Below are 25,985 nucleotides of genomic sequence, written 5' to 3' on the forward strand. Positions count from 1 at the left end.
AACGAATAAACAAGGCGTGATCAGCATTGGGATAAGCTCGCCACCACCTTGGCCGAGCGACACCAACGGCCAAAGAACACCCTCTGATTTACTGCTAGGCAGGTAGAGATGAAAGACCAGACGACACACGATACCGCCGTGAATGTCCCCGTTAAACCCCGCGCCAGTGACGGCAAAGATCTCCCATCAAGGTTTTCACTACGCAAAATCCTCGACTATGTCCTGAGCAACTTCAGCCTGACTGCACAACGCGGCTTGTTGCTGCTGTTCATTCTCCTGCTGGCCTCCCTCTTCGTTGGCCACCTGGTGTATCAACGCAACCGTATCGAAGACAATACCGCCCGCATCCTGCGCAACACGGCGTTATTGGAGGCTCAGCAGTTTGAGACCAGCATGGATGCGCTTCGTTATCAGGTACGCGTCATCGGTAACGCCATACTGCTGAACCACACAGTCACACTCGACAAGGTCGAACCTTTTTTAGTTCGGGAACTGAAACGGGACTGGCTGGACGCCGTGATCATCTTCGATGCAAACGGTGATTTCGTTGCCAAGAGCAGCGTGTTTCCACTCGAGCAAGCACTGAGCGCATCGACACTCGCCAAGGCAAGCTTCCGGGATCGGCTGCTGTTCAAGGATCTGCGCAGCCAGGAGATCACCGAGAGTCTGATTTACTGGCAGAGCCACGGACTCGATCCAGGCATCATGGGCTTCGTGATGTACCGGGCCATCCGCGACCCACAGGGGCGCTATCTGGGTGGCGTCGCCGGTTACTTCAATTCCAGCGCCATGGAGAAGATGTTCCGGAAAATGGAGCACAGCGGCCTGGATCTTGGCCCAGGTGGTGCCATGGCCGTGCTGGATCGCAACACAGCCGTTCAGCTCGCCCGCATGGGGGCTGGGGCTGGTTCAGTCATCTCCCATCCCGACGATCGACTCTTGCCTCTGATGAACTACGCCAGCGATACGGCCCAGGCGCATCACTACCTCTCACCGGTGGATGGCATCCCCCGCCTGGGGGTATTCCTCAACTTGAACGAAGGTAAATGGATACTGGCGGTGGGCATGGCCAAGCGTGACATGCTGCATGGCTGGTACCTCCAGGTTTTCTGGACCAGCTTGGCGGTGATCTTCATGGCCGCCCTGCAGTGGTGCCTGCTGAGACACATGCGAATCATTTTCGTGCAGCGCGCGCGCCTTGCCCAAGAGGCGCGCCAGGATCCTCTTACTGGCCTAGCCAATCGGCGCCGCTTCGACGAATGGGCCCAAGGCACCTGTAGCCTGGCGCAGCGTCACCGGCAACCTCTCTGTGTCATGACACTGGATCTGGATTTCTTCAAGAAGGTCAACGACAGCTACGGCCATGATGGCGGCGATGCGGTGCTCAGGTGCGTAGGCCATGTATTGCAAGGCCTGCTGCGAGGCAGCGATATCGCAGCCCGCTTTGGCGGAGAGGAGTTTGTCGTGGCCATGGCACAGACCGAACTTGAGGTTGCAAGCGAGGTAGCGGAGCGCATCCGCGCCAGCTTCGCCGCTCAGGCGGTGGAATACAATGGCCAGCAGATCCACTTTACTGCGAGCTTTGGCCTTACCCAGATGACCCCTGATGAGCTGGCAGTAAACAAAGGCATACACACCGCGCTGACCAGGGCCGACCAGGCGCTCTATCGCGCCAAGCACGAAGGACGCAACAGGGTGACCATCGCGTATTAACCGCGTTTTTTCGTTGTGCGATAGCGAGACCACAACCGCATGTCACGACAGAGGCGCAAAAAATAATGCCAGCCAGGATAAATTGGCTGGCATTACCACTGGTGGTAGTCGTCGTTATGGCTCGAATAAATCAGGCTGAACCCGTCGCCGCAATAGCATTCGCTGCTCTTTGAGGGCCCTGGGTTCGATTAGCGAAGCCTAATCAGACGTGCGCGGCAGCTAACAAAACGGCGGATCTCCCCGCCGTTGCTATTTATACCAACCTTGCACCGTCGCCGGCCGCTCCAGAGCGGCCAGATCTTCCCGTCCAATGAGGAGATTGATCGCCAGATCCAGGGCTAATTTAAGGAAAAGGGAGTAAGACGTGAGACATTCTGATCATATTCAGATATGCATTGTTAGAGGGCGAGGCATAAAGACATTCATTACAACTACAGAGGGATAATTAAAGGTATACCGCAAATGCAGAGGAATGGTCCCTTGGTGGCTTGTCCCTTATGGACAACGTGACACCTTTCCAAGGCATGGTTAAAACATCTCCAAGCTATAGCACTATTCTAAACAGCTATTCAAAAAGTCCGTATTGGCTGTTTATGTGACATTTACCCCTACTTCCTGCACCAACACTGTTGCATTACAGCATAAGTTCAATGGCATTATTTTTAAACTCCAGCCCGATTCAGCTTATATCAAGGTTGCCATACATTTTATTTTTATCTCGGTAATTAATGTTGATGTTGTCATCTGTTGTTAACAAAGACGGCTTAAGGTTTAACTGACCAAATTATCCTTCTACTGTGACATGGTTTTAAAATGGAGTTTTGGGAATGAAAATAAAACATTTATCCAATATCAGGCTGCTATTGCCTATGGTGTTTCTGATTATTGTCACAGGGTGCAACAATAGTAATGACAGTGAAGAACCTGAGGCTATTACCCCCTCTGAGCCCAATGATGTACGTTGCCCGCCTTGATCGTTCGCTTATCCATTTTAGGTGAAATTTAATGTCAAAACATATAGATAAGAGCCGCCGTGACTTTATAAAACTATCTGGCGCCAGCGTGGCTGCTGTGGCCACCTCCAGCATGTTCTATCCCTCGATTGCCAGAGCGCTAAGTATCTCTGCCAATAATGTGCAGGGTTCGATCATGGATGTGGAACATATCGTGGTGCTGATGCAGGAAAATCGCTCATTCGATCACTATTTTGGAACTATGTTGGGAGTCCGTGGCTTTGGCGACCGTCACCCGATACCAACGGTGAATGACTCTGTGTGGTGGCAGGAGTTCAGGAGTGATGAAAATAATCGTCTACTGAGCCCTTATCATCTCGATAGTCGTATCGGCAATGCCCAGAGAGTCAATGGTACGCCCCATTCGTTCAATGATGCTCTGGATGCATGGGACAATGGACGCATGGATAGTTGGCCGACTTATAAAGAACAACAATCCATGGGGTATTATACCGAGACGGAAGTGCCATTTCAGTTTGCCTTGGCCAATGCATTTACCGTTTGTGATGCATATCATTGTTCCCTCCATGGTAGCACCAATCCCAACAGACTATTTTTTTGGACGGGCACCAATAATCACCCCGACGATCCCAACCCGCCAGCCATTAATAATAACTTTGACTCACTGGGTAAATCCGATGAAGGTTATCAGTGGCGTACCTACCCTGAGCGGTTGCAAGAGGCAGGTGTCAGCTGGAGGGTGTATCAAAACCTGCCGGATAATTTTACCGATAATCCATTAGCTGGATTTGTGAATTACCGTATAGCCAATGAGCAACGCGGCAATCAGCCCAATGGGGCACCTTATCCGGCTTGGAAACCTGAAGATGATCAGTTCATTCCGCTGCTTAAGGGAGTGAGCAATACCATGCCAGATCGTGGCTTTCTCGACGCACTCCGCGAGGATGTGGCGGCGGGCACTCTGCCACAGGTCTCCTGGATTGTGGCACCAGCGGATTTCTCTGAACATCCGGGGCCATCGAGCCCTGTCCAGGGAGGCTGGTATACGCAGGAGGTGCTCGATGCTCTGACGTCAGATGAGGAGCTGTGGAGCAAAACGGTGCTGATCATCAACTTTGATGAGAATGACGGCTTCTTTGATCATTTGCCCCCTCCTACCCCGCCAACCTTGCTGGATGGCGAGATCCAGGGGGGCTGTACCCTGGATACGCGCGGTGAGTATCATACCGATAATCGCCCCTATGGTCCCGGCCCCCGGGTGCCAGCACTGATCGTATCTCCCTGGAGTCGCGGAGGCTGGGTTAACTCCCAAGTATTTGATCACACCTCTGTATTGCGTTTTATCGAGGCCCGGTTTGGCGTGGAGGAGGAGAATATCAGCCCCTATCGCCGTGCGATTTGCGGCGATCTGAGCTCGGCATTCAACTTTAACAATCCCAATGATGAACAGTTACCCAATCTGCCCAAGGTAACCAAGGCACAGGCCAACATCCTGGTGAGACAGCAGCAGAAGCTGGATCAGCTCAGTCCGCCGGCAGAGGATCAGCAACAGGTCCCACGCCAGACCATGGGGGTGCGCCCGTCACGCGCCTTGCCCTATGAGCTGCATGTCAATGCAGAGCAGTACAGCGATCGCCTCAGCATCAAAATGAGCAATACCGGCGAGCAGGGGGCGCTGCTCCATATTTATGACAAATTGAAGCTGGATGCGGTGCCACGCCGTTATGCACTCGCCAGCCAGGAAACCATGGAAGATGATTGGTCGGTCTCAACTTCTGCCGGATACGATGTCTGGTTGATTGGTCCAAATGGCTATCACCGTTCCTTCACGGGGGCTGGGGATGAGGAGAGCAAGGCGCGGGTAAGTGTTTGTTATGATCTGACGCAGCCGGCCTTGTTGCTCACCCTGACTAACTTGATGGATGAGCCGCTGACGCTGACACTGGACAACAGTGTCTATCTTGGTGGCGTGATGACACTGGAGCTGACACCTAATCAGGTGTTGGATCAGCGTGTCGAGCTAGCCGGCCAGGGCAATTGGTATGACGTCACGGTGCGCTATGGTGAGCGTTGGAAGCGGCGTTATGCTGGCCGTATCGAGACCGGGCAACATGGTGTCTCCGATCCCATGATGGGGATCTGATCCGCCGGCTTTGAGGCGGGTTGCAGGCTCAAGTCAACAGAGAGGTGCCCGTCACAAGATAGGCACCTCTTTTCACTTTGGCAGGCGAGCAATTACTGCGGTATCTGTGCTTTTGTGTGACAGGGCCGCAGGCTAGATTAGCGAAGTGTCACCGGACATTAGCGACAGTTAACAAAACGGCGGGTTTCCCCGCCGCTTTTAATCTTCCAATCATCACATTGTTTCATGCCGAGCTACATAGAAGGGCGCGGCCTCGGCGTTCAAGGCCAGCAATGTCCCCCTCCAACTCGAACTGAACATGGTGCCCGCCTCAGAGCTCCCGGGCGGAGCGGCCCATCAGCACCACAGGGTCGAGGGTGACTTCCAGGGTGCCGTTGCTGACCCAGAGCTGGCCATCCGAGATGGTGCAGGTGAGGTGCATGGTGCGCTCCACCATGGCGGTCAGCGGCAGGGTCTGGCTGTCGGAGAGTTCGATCACGCTGAGGTTGTCATGCTGGCTCAGCTTGCCCTGATTCTGCTTCCACCAGACGCTGGTGCCACGGCCACCGTACAGATAGAGCACCACCTGGCGGGAGCGGTTGCACGCCTTCTTCAGTCGCTTCTCGTCGGGCTGGCCCAGCTCGATCCAGAGTTCGATTTCGTCGGAGTAGTTCTTGCACCAGAGCTCGGGCTCGTCATCGGCCGAGAGCCCCTTGGTGAACTCCAGCCGCTCGGCGGCGTGCCAGGCGAAGGCCGCCAGCCGGATCATCATGCGCTCGTCGGTCTCGGAGGGGTGACGGGCCAGGGTGAGGGAGACATCTTGATACAGATTGCGGTCCATGTCGGACAGACTGAGTTGGGCCTTGAATACGGTTGCCTTGAGAGCCATAGAAACCTTGATACCTTGAAGAGGCGAACGCGCCGGAAAACTGCGCGCCAGTGTAATCAAAATCGGCGCCGGGTTCGACCACCTTGGCAAAACAGTTCGGCCTGGAGGCAGGTGGCTGGGGGCAAAAAACAAATGCCAGTCCGAAGACTGGCATTTGGCAGTATGAACGACAGAAGTGGATCACTTCTGGGCGGACTGGACCCCAAAGGCGTTGAGCAGCACACAGCAGGTAACGGCTACGGCCACAAATCCGCTCAGGAAGATAAAGGGCATGACCCCGTACCCCAATACAGTCCAGATGGTTTGTTCAAGCAGACTCATTGTGTGTCCTTCATCCAGTGAAACCAGTGTCCCTTTCGATGGCGGGTTGTCTCCCCGCTCCTGATAAGGCTATTTGACCCCAAAGGCGGTCCGAGTCCTATGCCACCAAAGTAGTAAATAGGGCACTTGTTTGCGCCAGATCAATAATTTAGCCCCATTCTGGCCGGGCAATGGCACTTCCGTCCCGCGCTCGACCCCTTAATGAACACGCTTGGTCAACAATAGCGCAGGCAGGGGCCCGGCAAAAAAAACGGAGGCGACCCTGGGTCGCCTCCGTTGTCATGCCGGTGAAGAGCCTCAGTAGAAGGTCAGCTGCTCCGCCGCCATCGCCTTGAGCCGGGCGCAGGGGGCGAATCGGTCACCTAGGCGCTTCTGGTAATGCTCCAGACGCCCGACCAGTTGCGCGATGCCGAGGCTGTCCATGTAGCGGAAGGGGCCGCCGAGGAAGGGCGGGAAGCCGATGCCGAAAATGGCGCCGATGTCGCCGTCCCGGGCCGAGGCCACCACGCCGCTGTCCAGCGCCATGGCCGCTTCGTTGAGCATCATCAGCACGCAGCGCTCCGCGATCTCATTCTTGGCGAGCTTAGGCATAGGCTTGACCCCCAGCACGGCGTAGACGCTCTCGTCCACCGTCTTCTTGCCCTCCTTGCCGGTGAGCCGGTTGCGCGGCGCAGCCTTGCCGTAGAGGTAGAAGCCCTTGCCGTTCTTGCGCCCCTTGCGATCGTTTTGCAGTAGCTGGTCAAACGCCTTGGGAGCCTGGAACTGCTCGCCGCCGAGCTCTTTCTCCAGGATGGGGGAGATCTTGGCGCCCACGTCGATGCCGACCTCGTCCAACAGCTGGATGGGGCCGACCGGGAAGCCGAAGTCGAGCAGGGCACCATCCAGCACCTCTACCGGCTCCCCTTCCAGTACCAGCCGCGCCGCCTCGTTCATGTAGGGGGCGAGGATGCGGTTCACGTAGAAACCGGCCTCGTCCTTGACCACGATCGGGGTCTTGCCCTGGGAGCGGGCGAAGGCCAGGGTGGTGGCCACCGTCTCGGCGCTGGTGCCGGCGTGGGGAATGATCTCGGCGAGCGGCATCTTGTCCACCGGGCTGAAGTAGTGCAGACCTATGATGCGCTCAGGGTGCGCCGCCTCGGCCGCGATCTTGTGGATCGGCAGGGAGGAGGTGTTGGAGGCAAACACCGTCTGTTCAGCGCACTCGCGCTCCACATCCGCCACCATCTGGTGCTTGAGCGCCAGATCCTCGAACACCGCCTCCACCACCAGATCGACGCGGTGGAAGCCGGAGTAGTCCAGGGTGCCGGACAGCAGGCTCATCTGCTTCTCCAGCTCGCTGCGCAGGATCTGGCGACGCTTGAGCTTCTTGGCCAGCAGCTCGTAGCTGTAACGCATGGCGTTGCCGATCCCGGCACTGGCCACGTCCTTGATCCGCACCGGCACCCCGGCCTTGGTGGCGGTGACGAAGGCGATGCCGCCCCCCATCAGGCCACCGCCCAGCACGGCGGCATGGCCGACCTTGCGCGGCGCGGCCCCCTGATAGGTGACTTCTTTCTTCATCTCCGTGGTGGCGAAGAACAGCGAGCGCAGAGAGGCGGACTCCGGGGTCATCACCAGCTCGCCGAAGTGACGGGACTCAGCGGCCAGGCCGGCCTGCATCCCCTCCTCCACGCCGATGCGTACCACCTCCAGGATCCGCTCCGGCGCCGGGTAGTTGCCGCGAGTCTTGGCTTTCACCCCCTTGCGAGCCTGATCGAACAGCACCTTGCGGCCCAGCCCGTTGGTCTCCAGCAGCTTGCCCTGCAGATCCCGCTTCAGTGCGTGGCGCGGCTTGCCCTTCTTGGCGAGTTTGATGGCCGCCTCCAGCAGGATGGAGGGTGGCACCATCTCATCCACCAGCCCCAGTTTCTTGGCCTGTTTGGCGCGCACCTGCTTGCCGGTCAGCATCAGATCCAGCGCCTTGGCCACCCCGATGAGGCGCGGCAGACGTTGGGTGCCGCCGGAGCCCGGCAGCAGGCCGAGTTGCACCTCCGGCAGGCCCAGCACGGTCTTAGCGTGATCGGTCACCACCCGACCATGACAGGCCAGCGCCAGCTCCAGCCCGCCGCCGAGGCAGGGGCCGTGGATGGCGGCGATCACCGGGATGCTCAGCGCCTCGATCTCGGCGAACACCAGCTGCCCCTCCCGGGAGAGGGTCTGGGCATCCTGGGCGCTGGCACAGGCCGCCAGCATGCCGATGTCGGCCCCGGCGATGAAGGAGTCCTTCTTGCCGGAGACGATCACCAGCCCGATCAGATCCTTGTTGCTCTTCACCTGGGCCAGCACGGCGCGGATCTCGTCGGCGAAGGCGGCCTTCAGGGTGTTCATGCTCTCACCGGGCACATCCATGGTGAGGATGCCGATGCCGTCTTTACGAATATCCAATGCAAAGGTATTAGTGCTCATCATTCCACCTCCAACACCATGGCCACACCCAACCCACCCGCCGCACAGGCGGTGTTGAGCCCCAGTCCCCCGCCCCGACGGCGCAACTCGTGCAGCGTCTGGGTGATCATCCGCGCACCGGTCGCGGCGAAGGGGTGGCCGTAGGCCAGGGAGCCGCCGAGCACGTTGAACTTGTCCATGTCCACCTCGCCGATGGCCTGATCACGGCCCAATTTGTCCCGGGCGAATTCGTGGCTGGCAAACATCTTGAGGTTGGCCAGGGTCTGGGCGGCGAAGGCCTCGTGCATATCGATCAGGGTCAGATCGGCGAGGGTGATGCCGGCGCGGTCCAGCGCCAGCGGCGTGGCGTAGGAGGGGCCCATCAGCATGTCCTGCCAGACATCGATGGCGGAGAAGGCGAAGCTGCGAATATAGCCGAGCGGCTCGAGACCCAGCTCCTTCGCCCGCCCTTCCCGCATCAGCAGCACGGCGGCGGCGCCGTCGGTGAGCGGGGTGGCGTTGGCGGCGGTGACAGTGCCATGCAGCCGGTCAAACACGGGTTTCAACTTGGCGTAGCTCGCAAGATCCGAGCTCTCGCGGATGTTGTTGTCCCGCTCCAGCGGCGACTTGTAAGGGGGCACATGGGCGGTGAACACCTCGCCGCTGAGCTTGCCCTGGGCCCAGGCCTCGGCGGCCAAGCTGTGGGAGCGGTGCGCCAGCGCATCCTGCGCCTCGCGGCTGATCTGGTGACTCTTGGCCATCTGTTCGGCGGTCTGCCCCATGGATAGACCGGTGGAGTACTCGGCGACCGCCGGCGGCACCGGCAGCAAGTCTTTCAGCCGCAGCCGGCGCAGAATGTTGAAACGCTGCTGCAGGTTGCGGGCCTTGTTGAGATCCACCAGGGCGCGGGCCAGCGACTTGCTGACGCCGATGGGCAGCACTGAGGAGGAGTCGGCGCCGCCGGCGATGGCGATATCGACCGTGCCAGCCATGATGGACTCGGTGACGTTGGCCACCGCCTGGAAGCTGGTGGCACAGGCGCGGGAGACGCTGTAGGCATCGGTGCTGACACTCATGCCGGTGCCGAGCACTATCTCGCGGGCGATGTTGGGCGCCTCCGGCATCTGCACCACCTGGCCGAACACCAGCTGATCGATGAGCTTGGGATCGAGATCGGTACGGGCGAGCAGTTCACTCACCACCAGCTTGCCGAGATCCACCGCGGGCACGCCGTGAAAGGCGGTGGCCTGCTTGGCAAAGGGGGTGCGCAGACCCGCCACGACGGCAATCCGTTCGCCCTGGCGAGTCGTCAGTTTCAATGGCTGTTTCATCCTGGCTCCTTGGTTAAAAGGTAGAGGTCTGACCTCATTGCGCCACATCTTAACAATCCACTCACAACTTTCATACGGCTGATTGAAACTAAATTGTCGCCATCTGTGCCCCCTCCCTCGCCCTCTTGCGACATCTGGAGTATAAAAAGAGCAACTCCTATTAAAACAACGGGTTCATCCCATGGCAGCGACCGAGTTCAGACAACTTAGCGACTATCTTGGCAGCCAGATCCTGGGCCAGGGTCCGCTCATCGACGGGCTGCTGATCGCCCTGCTATGTGAAGGGCATGTGTTGATCGAAGGCGCCCCCGGTCTCGCCAAGACCCGGGCCGTCAAGGCGCTGGCCGGGGCCGTGGAGGGGCGCTTCGCCCGCATTCAGTTCACCCCGGATCTGCTGCCCGCCGATCTCACCGGCAGCGAGGTGTTCCACCCCCAGGATGCGAGCTTCGTGTTCCAGCCTGGGCCCCTGTTCAACCACCTGGTGCTGGCGGACGAGATCAACCGGGCCCCTGCCAAGGTGCAATCCGCCCTGCTCGAGGCCATGGCCGAGCACCAGATCACCGTCGGCAAGAAGAGCTGGCGCCTGCCGCCGCTGTTTATGGTGGCCGCGACCCAGAATCCGATCGAGCAGGAGGGCACCTACCCGCTGCCGGAGGCCCAGCTCGACCGCTTCCTGCTGAAACTGGTGGTGGACTACCCCAGCCCCGCCATGGAGCTCGCCATCTTGCAGCTCAACGCCCATGGCGACGCGCTGCCACCGCCCCCTGTGACCCTGAGCCAGGCCAGCCTGCTGGCGGCCCGCGCCGCGGTGCAGGAGGTGCAGATGCAGACCCGACTCGAGCACTACCTGGTGCAGCTCGTCTGCGCCACCCGGCCGGGCAGCGGACTCTGTCCCGAGCTGGAACCCCTCATCGCCGTGGGCGCGAGCCCCAGGGCCAGCATCGGCCTCGCCAGGGCGGCCCGCGCCCGCGCCTGGCTGGCGGGGCGCGACTTCGTGCTGCCGGAAGACATCCAGCAACTGGCCCCCGCCGTGCTGCGCCATCGCCTCATCCCCAGTTATCAGGCGCTGGCCGACAATCTCGACAGCGAGGCGCTGATCACCCGCCTGCTGGACTGGGTGCCCTCGCCTTGACCCAGCGTCTGCCTGCCTCATCGCCCCAACAACGGCCCTCTGCTCAGGTGACGACCGTTCCACTCGAGCGCGAGGTGCCGAGCGCCCGCCTGCGGGGCTGGGTCTGATGTCTCTGGATCCCCGCAGCCATCCCCACATAGCCCTGCCGCTGAGCCAGCTGCTGGCCATCCGGCTGTGGGCGCGTCAGGGCCCCAGGGCCCGCGTCCATCAGGCCAAACAGGGCCGGCTCGGGCGGGTGCCCGGCTTGAGCTTTCGCGAGCTGCGCGCCTATCAGGCGGGGGATGAGGTGCGCCACATCGACTGGCGGGTCACCGCCCGGCTCGGGCGCCCCTACACCCGACTCTATAGCGAGGAGCAGGATCAGGCCCACTGGCTGCTGCTCGATCTCTCCCCCGCCATGTACTTCGGCTCAGGACCTCAGCTCAAGGCCCGCCTCGGCTGCGAGCTGGCGGCCGCCCTGCTGTGGCAGGGGGAGAAACAGGCCAACACCCTGATCTGCCACGGGGTGGAGACCCGATTAGAGTCCCAGCGCGGCACCCTGATCCCGCTACTCGAGACCCTCTGCCATCACTACCAGCAGGGGCTGGATCGCACGCCCGTCCCCCGCAGCCTGGCCCAGACCCTGGCGGGGCTCAAGCTGCCCCACGGCGCCAGACTGACCCTCATCGCCGATCACCGCCCCTGCGACGAGGCCCTCGCCAAGCAGCTGCAGTTGCTCGGCCGGCGCCACGACATTCACTACTGGCAGATCCGGGACCCGCTGGAGGCGGCGCTGCCCGAACAGGGGCAGCTGGCGGTGCGGGCCGGCAGGCGCAGCGGCTGGCTCGACGCCGGGCAGCCGGGGTTTGCCCGCCACTATGCCCTGGCGGCCGACTACCAGGCCCAACAGAGCCAGCGGCAGCTGTTGCCACTGGTGCAGCGTCTCTACCGGCTCGACAACGGCCAGTCCTTGCAGCGACAGTGGCAGGAGGGCGGATGCCGTCTGCTCTGAGCGCCGCCCTGGCCGGCTCCCCCCTCGCGGCGCAGCTACGTGACATCCACCCGGGTCCCGCCCTCGGCAGCGCCGTCGATCCCCGCCTGCTGGGCTGGGGCTGGCTGCTGATCATCCTGCTGTGCGCCCTGCTGATCACCACCCTGGCGCTGGCACTCTGGCGCCAACGCCGCTGGGCACAGCAAATTGAGTGGCAAGGCCCCGAACTGGTGCCCCGGCTGCAAGCCGTGCTGCGCCAGGCCGCCCTGGCGCACTGGCCCGAGGCTCGCCACCTGCAGGGGGAGGCCTGGCTCGCCTGGCTCGATGCCAGGGGGGGCAGCCGCTTCGCCGAATTTGCCCCGCTCTGGCCCCACTGGCTCTACGGCCGGGGAGAGCCCGATGCCACACAGCAGGCGGCGTTGCAGCGCTGCTACCTGCGGTGGGGACGCCGCTGCGTCAGCCCACCCCGACTGCTGGCCCGGGCGACGGGCTGGCGACGGCGCCATGACGGAAGGGCGACATGATCCTCGCCTGGCCCTGGTTTGCACTCGCGCTGGTGCTGCCGCTGCTGGTGCGCTTCGGCTTGCCACCCCTGCGCCGATCGACCCTGGCCCACGACGGCTTCCCCCTCCTGCGGCCCCATGCCGGCCAGCCGCTCTGGCGCATGACGCTGTGCTGGTGCGCCCTGGTGCTGGCCCTGTGCCGCCCGCAATGGCAGGAGGCGCCCCTCATTCACTATCAGGCCAGCCGGGATCTCATCCTGGCGGTGGATCTCTCCGACAGCATGCGCACCCAAGACATGCTGGATGAGGGGGAGCAGCGCGACCGGCTCAGCGCCGTGCGCCAGCAGCTCAGGCAGCTGATCAGGGCCCGCCCCGGCGATCGCATCGCCCTGGTGGTGTTCGCCGATCACGCCTATCTGCTCTCCCCCCTGACCCAGGAGACCCAGGCCCTGTTGACCCTGACCAAGGAGCTGGACTTCGATCTGGTGGGGCGCACCACGGCACTGGGAGAGGCCATACAGCTGGCTCGCCAGCACGCCGATCCCGCTCGCCCCAGCGCCCTGCTGCTGGTCACCGATGGCCGCAACACGGCGGGCAATGCGGACCCGCTCACCGAGGCCACCCGCGCGGCGGCCGCCGGCATGACTCTCTACACCCTGGGGGTCGGCGCCGATCCCGGCACCTTTGCCGATGCCCAGCCCCAGAGCGGGTTCGATCCCAGTGCCGAGCTGGATGAGCCCCTGCTGCAACAGTTGGCCAAGCTGGGCCACGGCCGCTATTTCCGGGCCCGCAGCCTGGCCGATCTCGCGGCCATCAATCAGGCGCTCGATCGACTGGAGCCCAGCGCCCGCCCGCAGACCCTCTATCGCCCCAGCCGGGAGCTCTATCCCTGGCCCCTGGCACTGGCCTGGCTGTTGCTGATCTGGCCGACTCGCCTGCGCCGGCTGCCGTGGCGGCGCCCGCAAGCGGAGCCGCCCCATGGATAAGCAGTTGCGCCAGGAGCCACTATGGAGCTGATCCTGCTGCGCCCGCTCTGGCTGCTGGCCCTGCTGCCCTGGCTGTGGCAGGGGTGGCGCCGTCGTCGCCAGCGGCCCCTGCTCACCCCCGCCATGGGGGCCTATCTGCTGCCGGGCCAGGGCCGCACCAGACCCTGGCTCTGGCTCGCCTGCCTGCCGGTGATCCTGGCCCTGTCCGGCCCGGCCCTGCGCCAGCAGAGCCAGCCCATCAGCAGCCCGGCGCTCGATATCTGGTTGCTGGATCTCTCCGACTCCATGCTGGCCGGGGATCTGCCGCCGGATCGGGCGACCCGGGTGCGGCTGCTGCTGCAGGACATGCTGGCCGAGGACGGGCCCCACCCCATCGCCCTCATCCTGTTTGCCGGCGATGCCTACCTCGCCATGCCCGCGACCCGGGATCATCAGGCCATCTCGCTGCTGCTGCCGGACTTGCGCCCGGCCATCATGCCGCTCCCCGGCAGCACCCCCGAGCGCGCCGTGGCGCTGGCGCTCAGCCAGATCCCCGCCGGTCAGCAGGCACGACTGCTGCTTATCACCGATGGGCTCTCCCCCGTCCAGATCGCGCGCATTGCCGCCCAGTGGCCCTGTCAGAATGCGTTGCTCTGCCCGCAATCGGCGACGCCCCGTCTCGACATCCTGCTGGCCAATGGGGGCAAGGCCGCCAAGCTGCCCCCTTCCAGTGCGGGGCTTGGCCGTGAATTGCCGCCCCCCGACGGGGCGGCCATGCAACGACTTGCGGCCCAGTCAGGGGGAGAGCTGCAGTGGCTGCAGGCCGGGGTGCCGCGCTTCGCGCCGCTGCCCATGAGCCAGACCCTGACCGCCAACCAGTCGCGGGATCTCGGCCCCTGGCTGCTGATCCCCCTGCTGCCACTGGCACTGCTGGCCCGCATCGGGGCGCTCTGGTTGCTCCTGCTCGGCGTGGGTGTCGGCCTGTTCAACCCGCCCCTGCAGGCGAGCCCCGCCTCTCCGCCGATCCCAGGCCTGTCGGGGCAGGATCGGCAAGCCTGGCAAGCCTTCCAGCAGGGGCGCTACCTGGCGGCGGCCCGCGACTTCCAGGATCCCGTCTGGCAGGGAAATGCCTGGTATCGCGCCGGTGACTACGCCCGGGCCGTCGCCGCCTATGGCCGCGCCACCAGCGCGACCGCCCATTACAACCGGGGCAATGCACTGGTGCAGCTCGGCGATCTCAAGGGCGCCGAGCAGGCCTATCTGGCCGCCCTGGCGCTCGAGCCCGGCCATGAGGATGCGCTCTACAACCTGGCCCTGCTGCGTGCCCAGCCGCCGCAGGCCGCCCCCGCGGCGCAGCAGCCCCAACCCGCCGATGCCCCCGAGCAGTCCGCCGCGCCGGATCGCCCGCGCCCACCCGCCCCGCCTGTGCTGCTGCTGGAGCAGCGACTGCGCAAGGAGGCCCAGCGCCGTGCTCAAGCCACGCCATCGCTCAAGCCGGAGGAGCCCTGGTGACGGCCCACCCGCTGAGGCGCCCCGCCCTACACAGAGATCGTCGGGGGGGCGGTTCTTTATTAAGAGGTGCGTCTCCCTGGGGGCGCTGGCAGCGCTGGCTGCTTATCCTCTCTCTATTGACGACGCTTTTATTGACGGGCCAGGTGCTGGCCGCCCCGCCACGGGCCGAGCTGCTGGCAGGCGCGAGCGAGGGTGACTGGCTGCTCATCATCGAGGCCGATGGGGAACGCCGCGCCGACGAGCTCAGCCTCAGCCCCTTGCTGCGCCAGTTTGCGGTGGGCCGGGTAACAATGAGTCGCGTCACGACCGAGGTGCACAGCCTCACCCGCTGGCAGATCCCGCTGCATCGGGTGGCCGGCGACGCCAACCAGGTTCCCGCCCTCAGCCTGGGCACCGAGCAGACCCCAGCGATCCCCCTGCCCCGGCGCAGCGAGTCAGAGGCAGCGCCCGCGGCGGCCCTCTCGCCCATCGAATTGCAGGCCAGCGTGCTGCATCAGGGGCCGCTCTATCCGGGGCAACCCTTCCTCTATCAGCTGAGCCTCTGGCTGCCCGCCAACCTGGAGGCCCCCAACCTCAGCGAGCCGGCCGGCAACGGCTTCACCATCCGCCGCCTCGGCGACGACAGGTGGGAGTCCCCCGCCAGCCCCGGCATGCCGGGACGACTGACCCGCAGATGGCTGCTGCAGGCCAAGGAGCCCGGGCTCCATCCGCTGGAATCCCCCCGTTTTCAGGGAAGACTGCCCCAGGAGGACGGTCAGAGCGAGGCGCTCTCCGCCAGGGCGGCCACCCAATTTATCAAGGTTGACAAGGCCCCGCTGGAGCCGGTGGCGAGCGCTCTGACCCTGCGCCAGCAGCTCAGTCCGGCGACGGGCGCCAAGGCCGGGGAACCGGTGATCCGCACCCTGACCCTGGTGATGGAGGGTGGCGATGGCAACCGTCTGTCCCTGCCGCCGCCACTCGGCTTGCCAGCCGGCCTGCAACTGCGGCCAGATGGAGAGCAGCAGCGCGAGCAGTTCACCGCCAAGGGAGCGCTGCGCTTCGAGCGCCAGTGGCGCCAGGCATTGACGGCAGACGAGGCGGGTTACTACAGCTTGCCCGCAGTGGATCTGCCCTGGTTCAATACCCAGAGCGGTCGCGTCGAACATGCCCGCCTGCCGGCCCAGACGGTGCGGTTCGAGGCCGGCCTCTCGTCGCCCGCAGACAGCCGGGCCCCCGGCGGCGAAAGCCTCTGTTGGGTGCTGGGGGCCTTGCTGCTGCGCGCCCTGTGGCGAAGCGGGCCACGCTGGCTGGCCTTCCATCGCTTGCAACGGGCCCTGGTGGCCAGGGAGCCGGACTCGGCCAGAGGAGCCCTGCTGGTCTGGGCCGATCGGCGCTGGGACGCCTCTCATCGACAGCTCACCAGCCTTCCCTGCCATCGCGATCCCGCCATAGGTGCCGCCCTCGACAGCCTGGATCGGGCCTGCTTCACCCCCCCCTCAACGGCGGCCGAGCCGGTTCGCTGGCAGGCCCTCGCCGAGGGGTTGTGCGCCTTCGAAACTTTTGCGATAGCCTATAGCCTCAGGAAACTGGCGCGGGTGAGTCGCTGATCCCGCCGCAAGCCACCGCAGATAAAAAAGGAAGCCCCGCAATGGCGTTAGGTTTTTTCAGAAAAAAAAGCTCAGGGACGGGAAAGGATCCCGCGACCGATCCGGTCTATGGGGGTATGGCAGACAAACAAACCAAATATGAAGCCCTGGTGCATGCCCTGCATGGGGACATCTATCGCTACGCCTACTGGCTGTGTCGGGACCCGCAGGTCGCCGAGGATCTAGTGCAGGAGACCTTCCTGCGCGCCTGGAAGGCGATCGACAGCCTGCAGGACGACAAGGCCGCCAAGGCCTGGCTCATCACCATAGTGCGGCGGGAAAACGCCAGGCGCTTCGAGCGCAAGCAGTTCGATCTCATCGATCTCGACGAGCATCCCCAGAGCGATCCGGATGCCCTGCACAGCGAACAGGAGATGGAGCACGAGTGGCTCAGGCGTCATATCGCCCGCCTGCCCGCCGAGTACCAGGAGCCGCTGCTGTTGCAGGTACTGGGGGGATTCAGTGGCGAGGAGATCGCAAGCCAGCTGGGCCTGAACAAGAACACCGTCATGACCCGGCTGTTTCGGGCGCGCAACCAGATAAAAGAGGCCATGGAGTCAGCCGCACAACAGAGAGGACACACTAATGGATGAGCTTGAGTTTCGCCGCAGGGCCATCGCCCATCCAATGGATCAGGATCCTGCGTTCCTCGACGCGGCGCAGACCTCCCCTGCCAATCGCAAGCACCTGGACGAGATGAAGCAGCTGGATCGTCAGCTGCAGCGGGCCCTGGAGGTCGAGGTGCCGGCCGGACTGGCCGAGCGCATCTTGCTCAGGCAGGCGATGGAGGCCGACGATGACGATGTCGTCATACCCCTGCCGCCCCCGCCTGCACGTACCGGCTGGCGTCCCCTCGCCATCGCGGCCTCGGTCGCCTTCCTGCTCGGCATCAGCACCCGCTGGATCAGCTGGCCGCCGACGGCGCCCGCCGAACTCTCGCTGGCGCAGGTCGCCATGGCCCACGTCTACGGGGAGGAGCCCTTCATCAAGGGGGTGGATGAGAGGGTCAGCCTGCAGACCATCAATGCCAAGATGGAGAAATACGGCGCCACCCTGATGGGCATGCAGGACATGAAGGTCACCTATGTCAATCACTGCGCCTTCTATCAGGGGCCGGCCCTGCACATGGTGATCCAGGGCAAGATGGGACCCGTCACCCTGTTCCTGGTCCCCAAGCATGTGCCGCTCAGCCTCCAGCCCAGCTTTGAAGATGGCCAACTCAAGGGCGAGATAGTGCCGCTCAAGGGCGCCAACATGGTGTTGATCGGTGATATGCAGGAGTCACTCGAACCGGTTGCCGCGCAATTCGAGTCACGGCTGCACTGGTCCATTTAACAGAACTTAACCCTGGCTGACCGGCACCCCGCCGCCTCGGCATCACAGGCAGACACGCCAGTTGTCTGCCTGTTCATTCCTAACTACGCGATTTTTCCCGCTCATTGCCCGCCTGATCCCACAACAGCACCCAATTTATTTTTATGACACAAACGGAACTTGTTGTTTTTTATTTATCCAATAATGGATAAATTCGGTTATTAAAACGCCAAGTTAAAACAAATGATTAACACAATGGAAACTTTTATGTATTCTGCTGTCACTGGTCTGATTTCTTACCTCCTACCAGATCCATAGAATCACGCCAGAAGTGAATGGGAAGAAGCTTACATAACAACAGATCTTGTCGTGTATAGCGGCCAAAGAGCCCTGATATCGACAGAAAATCTGCTTACAAGAGAGAACACTATGACAACTGCCTTTTTCAAGAAAAGCCTGATCGCCGCGGCCGTGACCCTGGCCAGCACCCAGACCTTTGCCGCCGCGTTCCAGTTGAACGAGCACTCCGCCTCCGGTCTGGGGCGCGCCTATGCAGGGGAAGCAGCAATCGCAGACAACGCCTCTGTCTTGTCCCGCAACCCGGCTGCCATGACCACCTTCGACAAGATGGCACTGTCTGTTTCCGGTACCTACATCAAGCCGGATGTAGATGTAGCGGGTGACATCTATGCGGGCCCCAACAAGCTGGCCTCCTCCAGCGAGAGCGACATAGCACCGGATGCCTTCGTACCGGCCACCTACTTCATCCAGCCGCTGAACGATCAGTGGGCCTGGGGCCTGGGGCTGTTCTCCAACTACGGTCTGGCCACCGAATATTCCAAGACCTTCCCGGCCGGTGCCGGCGCCGGTGACACCGAGCTGTTGACCTTCAACATCAACCCCAACGTCGCCTATCGCATCAACTCCAACTTCAGCATCGGTGCCGGCCTCAATGCCGTCTACGCCCAGGCCGAGTTGAACCGCTATGCCGGCGCCCTGGCTGCCGCCATTCCCGGTGCCCACTCCGATACTCCCCTGGCGCACCTGAAAGGGGATACCTGGGGCTTCGGCTGGAACGTCGGTGGCCTGTACGAGATCAACGAGTACAACCGCCTCGCCCTGACCTACCGCTCTCAGGTTGACTTGAGCTTCGACGGTGACTTCCAGGGTGCCACCTCCGGCAACCGGGTGGTCGATGGCAACCTGAAGCTGGATCTGCCGGCTCAGGCCGAGTTCGCCGGCTACCACCGTCTGAACCAGCAATTCGCGGTGCACTACTCCGTCAACTGGACCGACTGGAGCGCCTTCCAGGAGCTCAAAGCCACCAGCGATTCCTGTGCCGGCGGTGTCTGCCTGCAGAAAGACGAGAAGTTCAAAGACTCCATGCGTTACGCCCTGGGCGGTACCTGGTACGTCAACCCGGCCTGGGAAGCCCGCATCGGCTTCGCCTACGACAACAGCCCGGTCGAACCTGAATACCGCAGCCTGAGTATTCCTGACTCCGATCGTATCTGGTACAGCGCCGGTGCCACCTACCACATCGATCAGGACATGAGCGTCGACTTCGGCATGGCCTACTTGGATGGCAAGGAAGTGGACGTGAACGAAGGCCTCCGTAGCCACGGCGACGCGCTGCGCTGGAAAGGCACCTCCCACGGTAACGCCTTCCTGGCCTCTGCCCAGTTCAACATGAAGTTCTGATCCCGGGATCAGCAAAAAGAGCGCCTCAGGGCGCTCTTTTTTTATACCGGATCCGGCTTTCAGCGTACAGCTGTAGCAAACAGCTGTACGCTTTTCGTTTTTTATCAGCCTGTTAGCCCCACACTCCCCAGCATTTAATCCCGTTTTATCGCCAGCGTCCTCGCCTCCATTGCCTTACTGGTCATACCATATAAAATCCCGCCCCCAACCAAATAACAGAATGAACCACGAGTTCATCCCAAGGAAGACGCTATGCATCCCTCCCTCAAGCCCTCTCTTATCGCCCTGCTGGTGCTGTCGGGTCAGGCCCAGGCGGCCGGTTTCCAGCTGGCCGAGCAATCGGCCACCGGCATGGGGCGCGCCTTCGCCGGTGAAGCCGCCATCGCCGACAACGCCAGCGTGCTCTCACGCAACGCGGCGGCTATGACCCGCTTCGAGCGCACGGCCTTCTCCGGCGGCTTCATCTATATTCGCCCCGACGTCAACATCGAGGGCACAACCCGGGTGCCGACCGCCATGGGCCCCCTGACCCTGGACGCGAGCGCCCACGACATCGCCGCCTCTGCCTGGGTGCCCAATGCCTATCTCATAGTGCCGCTCAACGAGCGCTGGCGACTGGGGCTGGCGGCGACCTCCTACTATGGCCTCGGCGTCGAGATGCCCGCCAACTACAACGCCGGTCACTTTGGCAACGTGTCCGACATCAAGACCATGGATCTCGGCGCCTCGCTGGCCTATCGCATCAACGAGATGTGGAGTGTCGGGGCCGGCCTGTCCGCCATTCAGGGCGAGGGAGAAGTGGGCGGCACCTTCCCCTCCAACAACAAGATTGCCAAGCACCTCAAGGGGGATGGCTGGGCACTGGGATGGAATCTGGGCACCTTGCTTGAGCTGTCACAGGCGACGCGCATCGGCCTCTCCTATCGTCACGACGTGACCCTGACCCTGTCCGGCGACGCCATCGGCACCGATCTGCAGGGGCGAACCTTCACCGACACCGGCAGCCTGGATTTGCCGCTGCCCGCCACCGCCGAGCTGGCGCTGTTCCACCAGCTGACCCCGGCGCTGGCGCTGCATTCGAGTATCAACTGGACCAACTGGAGCAAGTTCGTCCAGCTGGAGTCCGAGCTCGATCACTATGGCAGCATGCACATCAAGGATGAGCACTGGGAAGACAGCTGGCGCTACGCCGTCGGCCTGACCTATCAGCTGGCGCCCCAGTGGCAGCTGCGCTCCGGTCTGGCCTATGATCGCAGCCCGGTACCCGCCGATCGCCGCACCATCTCCATCCCCGACTCGGACCGGATCTGGTACAGCGCCGGGCTGGGCTATCAGCTGGATCGCAACCTCTCGCTGGACCTTGGCCTGACCCTGCTCGACGGCAAGAAGGTCGATGTGACCGAAACCATGCAGCTCAAGCCCGGCGTGCCGCAGACCAGCTCGAGCTTCCAGGGCACCTCGGAGGGGGACGCCTGGCTGGCCGGCCTGCAGCTGAACTACCTCTTCTAACCGCCCCGACCTTATCAAGCACTATGCCAGTTGTTGACCGGTGCAACCCGACCAGCGCTGGCATAGTGATCCGCTTCCCAATAGAATCAAGCCAGCACCCATGCTGGAGAGATGCATGTATTCCTATGTAGCAAGGCAGCCCATCCTGGATCGGGAATTGAACACCCATGCCTATGAGCTGCTGTTTCGCGACAGTCTGGATAACGTGTTCCCCCTGATCTCCGCCCGACAGGCCACCGCCAGGCTGGTGGCCGAACAGTTTCTGCAACAGAACATCGATCAGCTGCTCGGCGGGCGCCTCTGCTTCATCAATTTTCCCCACTCCCTGCTGCTGGACGGGCTGGCCGAGTGCCTGCCCCAGGACAAGGTGGTCATCGAAATACTGGAAGATGCCACCCCGGACGACGCGCTGCTGGCCAAGGTGCGCCAGTTGCACCAGCTGGGCTATCGACTGGCCCTGGATGATTTCACCCTCTCCCCCGCCTGGGAGCGCTTTCTGCCCTTCATCCACATCATCAAGTTCGACTTGCGGGCCACTTCGCTGGCGAAGATCGAAGGTTTCATCCTGAGTCACCGCCACCTGCCGCTCACCTACCTTGCCGAGAAGGTGGAGGACAAGCTGGAGTTTGAACGGATGAAGAGCCTGGGGGTCGAGCTGTTTCAGGGCTTCTTCTTCAGCCGGCCCGAGATGGTGCAACAGACCACCCTGCAGCCGGATCAGCTGGTGGTGATGCAACTGCTCGAGGTCGTCAATCAGGCGGATCCGGATCTGGACAGGATAGAGCAGTTGCTCAACCAGGATGTCTCCCTCTCCCTCAAGCTGCTGCGCTACGTCAATCACCTCAAGCGCTTCCCCCAGCCCATCGCCTCGTTTCGCCAGGCGGCCAGCTACCTGGGTCACGCCCAGTTGAAACGCTTCGTGGCCCTGGTCGCCGCCACCAGCGCCGGCCATGACAAGAGTGGTGAGCTCTATCAGATGTCGCTCATCCGGGCCCGCTTCTGCGAACTGCTGGCACAGACCCACGCCCCGACCCGGCAGGCGCAGCAGGCCTTCATCACCGGCTTGTTCTCCTTGCTGGATGTCTTGCTGGGTCAACCGCTGGATCAGTTGCTCGGCTCCATCCCGCTGACGGCCGAGATCCGCGCCGCCCTGCTGGAGCGCAAGGGCAGCCTGGGTTTCTACCTTGCCTTTTGTGAAGATTATGAGAATGCGAACTGGCCACGGATCGCGGCCAGCACGGCCCGGCTCGAGCTCACTGAGGAGAAGGTCAGCCACCTCTATCTGGCCGCCACCACCTGGGTCAATGAGCAGATCCAGGCCATGGCGGGGACTGACTGAAAGACGAAGCCGCTGCCAACCAAGCAGGTGGCGATCGGCCCCTCGCCGCCCATCAGGCCCCAGAAAAAAGGTCCCTCAAGAGGGACCTTTTTCATTTAGAACAGCATGTTGAACTGAACCGAGGCCAGGAAGGCGTTGCCTTCGTTGTTGCCTTCGAAATAGAACGGCTGACCCGGGTCGTTGTTGTGAACCCCTTCCTTCACCTCACTCGCTTCCCCATTGATATAGGTCATGCCGAAGTCGATGCTCTTGGTCTCATCCAGATGGTAGGTCGCCCCCGCGCTGTACCACCACTTGTCTGCATCCGGCAGACTAATGGTGGCGTGCTCGCTCTGTACGGCCGACTCGTCATAGGCGACGCCGACGCGCGCCTCCCACTGCGGGTTCACATACCAGGTCGCGCCGACCGCGTAGCGCATCGCATCCTGCAACTGCTCGTTCTTGCTCAGGCAGACGCCGCCCGGTAGATTGCACTGCTCGCTGACTGCCTCCAGCTTTTCAAAGGCACTCCAGTCGGTCCACATCACCGAGTAATGCAGCGCAAATTGCTGGTTCAGACGGTGATAGCCGGAGAACTCGGCGATGGCGGGCATGGGCACATCGACCGTGGCATCGGCCTGGTAACCGGGAGCGCCAACAGCCCCGGTGTAATCTCCCTCCAGCTCCACGTCGATCTGGGAACGGTAGGTCAGCGCCAGGCGGTTGTCCTGGTTGATCTCGAACAGGCCGCCGACGTTCCAGCCCCAGCCGTTGCCAGAGCCATCGAAGTTGGCCAGGGTATTGTGGGAACCATTGGGGTTCGCATTGGGATTGACCCGATCCACATAACCGGTGGCGATGGTGTAGTTGACGCCGGCACCCAGGCTCCACTGCTCGTTGATGCGGTAAGCCACATTGGGGTTCAGGTTGACACTCATCAGCGAGGTCTCCCCCGCCAACAGGCCGGCGGCAGGATTGCTGCCCGCACCGAAGCTGTCGTCGAAGCGGGTGCCCAGACCATAGTTGGTCATCATGGCGAAACCGACCGCCCACTGCTCGTTGATGGGGTGGATCAGGTAGGCGGCGGGCACCACCGCATTGGGACCGGCGTTGCCATGGCTGGCGGCGGTGCTGGAATCAAACCGGCTACCCGGCAGATCGGTGACGAAGGCCCCGTCCACGCTGTAGTCCGGATCCACCATGGTGGCGGCCATGGAGACGGCGGTCTTGTCGAACATCATCATGGCGGCCGGGTTGCGGCCCAGCACCGACGCGTTGTCGGCGATGGCACCCTCCCCCGCAAAGGCGCGGCCGAGGCCGGCGGCGGAGTGCTCGTTGATCTGGAAACCGGAGGCGAAGCTGTTGGTGGCCAACAGCGCCAGGGTACTGGCGAGGGCGCGGCCCTTGAATAATGTGGTCATGGGGATTCTCGTGTTGGTACCCGCCACAAGGCGGGCACTCGGGATAGATGTCATCGCGCCAGCCTGGGCTGGCGTGGCACGGCCCTGAGTCGGCGGGGAGCCGGCTCGAGATGAGGGCGGCAAAAAGTGTCGGCGCATGGTAGGGATCCCTGCCCCCGCCAACAAATCAGACCAGTGACCAAATTGGCCGCCAAGCTTAATCGCGGCTGAATGGGCGCAAAATCCTGCCTTTTCCATCCAATAACTGGGCTTTTAGCCGCCATGACGCCACTAAGAAGGGAGCGGGTGAGCCGGGCAGAGATAAGGGGGATTGATATGCACTGAGTCGCCGATTTGGATGCGCGAGTCAGATAAGCCGGCCGCCATCGCGGCCAGCATGACGAGCACTATAAGAGTACTACCACCTCAAGAGCCGAGGTGGCATGGCGCCGGACGTCCCTCGAAGAGGCCCGTCGCCGATGTGGTTGGCTGGCTCAGTCCAGCTCGACGGCCAGGGCGGTCGCCTCCCCACCACCGATGCACAGGCTCGCCACCCCACGCCGCGAGCCTCGCAGACGCAGGGCATGGATCAGGGTCACCAGGATGCGGGCACCGCTGGCGCCAAGGGGATGACCAAGGGCGCAGGCCCCCCCGTTCACGTTCAGCTTGTGGTGGGGGATGTTGCAGCCCGACATGGCCAGCATGCTGACCATGGCGAAGGCCTCGTTCACCTCGAACAGATCCACCTCGTCCACCCGCCAGCCGACGCGTGCCAGCAGCTTGTCGATGGCCCCGACGGGAGCGCTGGTGAACTCGGCCGGCAGGGCGGCATGGCTCTGATAGCCCACTATCCTCGCCAACACCGGCAGCCCCAGCCGGGCGGCGGTCTCGGCCCGCATCAGGACCAGCGCCGCCGCACCGTCCGAGATCGAGCTGGCGTTGGCCGCGGTAATGGTGCCTTGCTTGCCGAAGGCAGGTTTCAAGGTGGGTATCTTGTCGGGTCTAGCCTTGGCGGGCTGTTCGTCCTCGGCCAGCAGCAGTTGATCATGCGCCATCACCGGGGTCAGCTCGGCCCCGAACGCACCGCTGCGTTGCGCCGCCAGGGCCCGCTCCAGGGAGGCGATGGCGAAGGCATCCATGTCGGCCCGGGTCAGTCCGGCCCGATCGGCACTCGCCTGCGCATAATGCCCCATCAGGTGCCCCTCGTAGGCATCCTGCAGCCCGTCGAGGAACATGTGATCCAGCACGCTCTGATGGCCCATGCGAAAACCGCCGCGCGCCTTGTCGAGCAGGTAGGGCGCCCGCGTCATGCTCTCCATGCCGCCGGCCACCACCACCTCGGCCTCGCCGAGCCGCAGGCTGTCGGCCGCCAGCATCACCGCCTTCATGCCGGAGCCGCACACCTTGTTGATGGTGGTACAGGGCACGCTGTCCGGCAGCCCGGCCTTGAGCGCCGCCTGGCGGGCAGGGGCCTGCCCCAGCCCGGCACTGAGCACGTTGCCCATGTAGACCTCATCCACCTGCCCTCCCCCGAGCCCGGCCGCCGCCAGGGCCGCGGCGATGGCGCAGGCCCCCAGCTCGGGGGCACTCTGGCTGCTCAAGGCGCCCTGGAAGGCGCCCATGGGGGTCCGCTTGGCCGCCACTATCACAATATCCATCGGTCACTGTCTCCTTGTTACATAGGGATAACATATGCCGATGCCGGAGCGGGAACAAGACTTGCGGGGAAGTTGACGTTTGGGTAAGGTGCCAGCCTGCATTGACAACCAAGATGGCAGCCAAGACAGCCGTATGACCATATCCAAGGATGACACCCGGACCTACAGCATCAGCGAGCTGGCCCGTGAATTTGATGTGACGACCCGCAGTATCCGCTTCTATGAAGATCAGGGTCTGCTGAATCCGACCCGCCAGGGCCAGACCCGGATCTACAGCAGACAGGATAGGGTGCGCCTCAAGCTGACCCTGCGCGGCAAGCGCCTGGGGTTCAGTCTGGCGGACATTCGCGAGCTGTTCGATCTCTATGACGCAGACAAGAGCAGCCGCACCCAGCTGCAGACCATGCTGGGCCTGGTGGCCGACAAGCGTGAAACCCTGGAGCAGCAGCTGGAGGACATCAAGATGGTGCTGCTGGAGCTCGAGGCCGCCGAGCAGCGCTGCCAGCAAGCCCTGGCGCAGTTGCAGTAGCGAGAGACGCCCGGTCGGTGCCGGTTTGTTAGGTGCCGGCGAGCAGGCCGTTCGCCTCGTCGCGAATAAAAGAAG

20 protein-coding genes are annotated in these 25,985 nt (G+C 62.7%); 14 read left to right on the top strand and 6 right to left on the bottom strand.

The features are described from left to right. The first annotated feature begins 108 nt into the window (after window positions 1-108). Window positions 109-1,713, top strand: coding sequence for a sensor domain-containing diguanylate cyclase (locus KW821_RS15850; protein WP_218292123.1), 1,605 nt, complete (start codon window positions 109-111; stop codon window positions 1,711-1,713). A gap of 1,005 nt (window positions 1,714-2,718) precedes the next feature. Beyond that, window positions 2,719-4,830, top strand: a complete 2,112-nt coding sequence (locus tag KW821_RS15855; RefSeq protein ID WP_218292124.1) for a phosphocholine-specific phospholipase C — start codon at window positions 2,719-2,721, stop codon at window positions 4,828-4,830. A gap of 310 nt (window positions 4,831-5,140) precedes the next feature. Here the strand turns inward: KW821_RS15855 and KW821_RS15860 are convergent, their stop codons facing one another. From KW821_RS15860 to fadI, 4 genes are all read right to left on the bottom strand, one after another. Continuing rightward, on the bottom strand, window positions 5,141-5,698 hold the full coding sequence (locus tag KW821_RS15860) for a YaeQ family protein (protein WP_218292125.1): 558 nt from the start codon (window positions 5,696-5,698) through the stop codon (window positions 5,141-5,143). 180 nt (window positions 5,699-5,878) lie between these two features. Next, window positions 5,879-6,019: a TIGR02808 family protein gene (locus KW821_RS15865; protein ID WP_084228413.1), complete on the bottom strand. Its 141-nt coding sequence runs from the start codon at window positions 6,017-6,019 to the stop codon at window positions 5,879-5,881. Window positions 6,020-6,316: 297 nt separating this feature from the next. Further along, window positions 6,317-8,464: a fatty acid oxidation complex subunit alpha FadJ gene (gene fadJ, locus KW821_RS15870; protein WP_218292126.1), complete on the bottom strand. Its 2,148-nt coding sequence runs from the start codon at window positions 8,462-8,464 to the stop codon at window positions 6,317-6,319. After that, the gene (gene fadI, locus KW821_RS15875) at window positions 8,464-9,774 is read right to left on the bottom strand and encodes an acetyl-CoA C-acyltransferase FadI (RefSeq protein ID WP_042654835.1); all 1,311 of its coding nucleotides are present in this window, start codon (window positions 9,772-9,774) and stop codon (window positions 8,464-8,466) included. The genes fadJ and fadI overlap by 1 nt, the downstream gene beginning before the upstream one ends. A gap of 181 nt (window positions 9,775-9,955) precedes the next feature. Between fadI and KW821_RS15880 the strand changes: the two genes are divergently transcribed. The 11 genes from KW821_RS15880 (at window position 9,956) to KW821_RS15930 (ending at window position 22,344) form a co-directional block, all read left to right on the top strand. Beyond that, window positions 9,956-10,906: a MoxR family ATPase gene (locus tag KW821_RS15880; RefSeq protein WP_042654836.1), complete on the top strand. Its 951-nt coding sequence runs from the start codon at window positions 9,956-9,958 to the stop codon at window positions 10,904-10,906. 106 nt (window positions 10,907-11,012) lie between these two features. Beyond that, window positions 11,013-11,897 carry a DUF58 domain-containing protein gene (locus KW821_RS15885; RefSeq protein WP_218292127.1) on the top strand — a complete coding sequence of 295 codons (885 nt, stop codon included), beginning with the start codon at window positions 11,013-11,015 and terminating at the stop codon, window positions 11,895-11,897. Continuing rightward, on the top strand, window positions 11,882-12,400 hold the full coding sequence (locus tag KW821_RS15890) for a DUF4381 family protein (RefSeq protein WP_218292128.1): 519 nt from the start codon (window positions 11,882-11,884) through the stop codon (window positions 12,398-12,400). Before KW821_RS15885 ends, KW821_RS15890 begins: the two co-directional genes overlap by 16 nt. Then, the gene (locus KW821_RS15895) at window positions 12,397-13,365 is read left to right on the top strand and encodes a VWA domain-containing protein (RefSeq protein ID WP_218292129.1); all 969 of its coding nucleotides are present in this window, start codon (window positions 12,397-12,399) and stop codon (window positions 13,363-13,365) included. Before KW821_RS15890 ends, KW821_RS15895 begins: the two co-directional genes overlap by 4 nt. Before the next feature lie 21 nt (window positions 13,366-13,386). Next, window positions 13,387-14,856, top strand: coding sequence for a tetratricopeptide repeat protein (locus KW821_RS15900; RefSeq protein WP_218292130.1), 1,470 nt, complete (start codon window positions 13,387-13,389; stop codon window positions 14,854-14,856). Between the two features lie 143 nt (window positions 14,857-14,999). Beyond that, window positions 15,000-16,442, top strand: a complete 1,443-nt coding sequence (locus KW821_RS15905; protein ID WP_371317615.1) for a hypothetical protein — start codon at window positions 15,000-15,002, stop codon at window positions 16,440-16,442. Between the two features lie 41 nt (window positions 16,443-16,483). After that, entirely contained in the window at window positions 16,484-17,074 is a 591-nt protein-coding gene (locus KW821_RS15910; protein ID WP_084228414.1) for a sigma-70 family RNA polymerase sigma factor, read from the top strand. After that, a complete protein-coding gene (locus tag KW821_RS15915; RefSeq protein ID WP_218292131.1) occupies window positions 17,067-17,816 on the top strand; it encodes a DUF3379 domain-containing protein in 750 nt (249 codons plus the stop codon). The genes KW821_RS15910 and KW821_RS15915 overlap by 8 nt, the downstream gene beginning before the upstream one ends. A 408-nt stretch (window positions 17,817-18,224) precedes the next feature. Next, window positions 18,225-19,496 (top strand): outer membrane protein transport protein, encoded by a 1,272-nt coding sequence (locus KW821_RS15920; protein ID WP_218292132.1) that lies wholly within the window; start codon window positions 18,225-18,227, stop codon window positions 19,494-19,496. 252 nt (window positions 19,497-19,748) lie between these two features. Beyond that, entirely contained in the window at window positions 19,749-21,005 is a 1,257-nt protein-coding gene (locus KW821_RS15925; protein WP_218292133.1) for an outer membrane protein transport protein, read from the top strand. A gap of 115 nt (window positions 21,006-21,120) precedes the next feature. Next, entirely contained in the window at window positions 21,121-22,344 is a 1,224-nt protein-coding gene (locus KW821_RS15930) for an EAL and HDOD domain-containing protein (RefSeq protein WP_218292134.1), read from the top strand. Window positions 22,345-22,439: 95 nt separating this feature from the next. On the opposite strand, the gene KW821_RS15935 is transcribed toward KW821_RS15930, so the two are convergent. Together KW821_RS15935 and KW821_RS15940 are read right to left on the bottom strand one after the other, a co-directional pair. Then, on the bottom strand, window positions 22,440-23,744 hold the full coding sequence (locus KW821_RS15935) for an outer membrane protein transport protein (protein WP_218292135.1): 1,305 nt from the start codon (window positions 23,742-23,744) through the stop codon (window positions 22,440-22,442). Between the two features lie 473 nt (window positions 23,745-24,217). Further along, on the bottom strand, window positions 24,218-25,381 hold the full coding sequence (locus tag KW821_RS15940; RefSeq protein WP_218292136.1) for an acetyl-CoA C-acyltransferase: 1,164 nt from the start codon (window positions 25,379-25,381) through the stop codon (window positions 24,218-24,220). Between the two features lie 133 nt (window positions 25,382-25,514). Here KW821_RS15940 and KW821_RS15945 point away from each other — a divergent pair, with 133 nt between their 5' ends. Further along, on the top strand, window positions 25,515-25,910 hold the full coding sequence (locus KW821_RS15945; protein ID WP_218292137.1) for a MerR family DNA-binding transcriptional regulator: 396 nt from the start codon (window positions 25,515-25,517) through the stop codon (window positions 25,908-25,910). The last annotated feature ends 75 nt before the right edge of the window (window positions 25,911-25,985 follow it).

It is taken from the genome of Aeromonas sp. sif2416, assembly GCF_019218665.1.
In the GTDB taxonomy this organism is placed as follows: Bacteria; Pseudomonadota; Gammaproteobacteria; order Enterobacterales; family Aeromonadaceae; genus Aeromonas; species Aeromonas encheleia.